Source organism: Streptomyces musisoli (assembly GCF_016741855.1).
Classification (GTDB): domain Bacteria; phylum Actinomycetota; class Actinomycetes; order Streptomycetales; family Streptomycetaceae; genus Streptomyces; species Streptomyces musisoli.
On the sequence record NZ_JAERRH010000084.1, the window covers coordinates 1 to 1,281 of the forward strand.

Below are 1,281 nucleotides of genomic sequence, written 5' to 3' on the forward strand. Positions count from 1 at the left end.
AACCGTGACGCGCTCGAAGCCGCTCTCAGCGATGTCGTCCAGCGGCACGAGTCCCTGCGCACGATCTATCCCGAGGGCGCCGACGGCACTCCGTACCAGAAGGTTCTCGGGATCCACGAGTCGTGGTCCGGTCTGGACGTGGTGAACGCCATCGAGAACCAAGTGGCAACTCTTGTCGGCGACATGGCCGGGCGGGGCTTCGACCTGGTCGGCGAGGCCCCGGTTCGCACACGCCTGCTCAGTGTCGATGCCACCACACATGTCTTGGTGGTGGTGCTCCACCACATCGCGGGTGACGGCTGGTCGATGGCGCCGCTGGCGCGGGACATAGCCACCGCGTACGCGGCACGCACCGAAGGACGCGTCCCGGACTGGGAGCCGCTGCCTGTTCAGTACGCCGACTACACGCTCTGGCAGCAGGCGACCCTCGGCCACGAGTCGGACCCCGACAGCGTGTTGAGCCGGCAGGTGCAGTATTGGACACGCACCCTCTCCGGCCTGCCTGAACAACTGGAACTCCCGGTGGACCGACCGCGTCCGGCGGTCGCCTCGCACCGGGGTGACACGGTCTCCTTCGGGCTGGGCGCCGACCTCCATGCCGACATCATGGCGTTGGCGCGGGAGTCGGGTGCGAGCATGTTCATGGTGCTCCAGGCGGCCTTCGCCACGCTCCTGTCCCGCTTGGGTGCGGGGACGGACATTCCGATCGGCTCGCCGGTCGCGGGCCGTACGGACGAGGCGTTGGACGATCTGGTCGGGTTCTTCGTGAACACGCTGGTCCTGCGCACGGACCTGTCCGGGAACCCCACGTTCCGTGAACTGATCGGGCGGGTACGGGAGACGGACCTGGCGGCCTACGCGCACCAGGACGTGCCGTTCGAGCACCTGGTCGAGGCGCTGAATCCGGCGCGCTCCATGTCCCGCCACCCGCTCATCCAGGTGTCCCTGGTCCTGCAGAACAATCCTCAGGCCGAGCCGACGTTGCCTGGGCTGACCCTGACCGGCGAGTCGATGCAGTCGGAGACGGCGAAGTTCGACCTCTCCCTGGGAATGCAGGAGAACATCTCCACGGACGGCTCCCCGGTGGGGCTGAATGGTGTCTTCGAGTTTGCGACGGATCTTTTCGATCGTTCGACGGTCGAGTCGTTCGTCGTGTTCTTGCGTCGTTTGCTGGCGGGTGTGGTTGCTGATCCTGATGTGCCGGTGGGGTCGGTGGACATTCTGTCGGTGGGTGAGCGGCGGGATGTGTTGTCGGTGTGGCAGGGGGTGTTGTCGGATGTA

1 protein-coding gene is annotated in these 1,281 nt (G+C 66.4%); it reads left to right on the forward strand.

The features are described 5' to 3' along the window. The coding region (locus tag JK361_RS40540) for a condensation domain-containing protein (protein WP_268983306.1) at positions 1-1,281 on the forward strand (1,281 nt) is incomplete at both ends.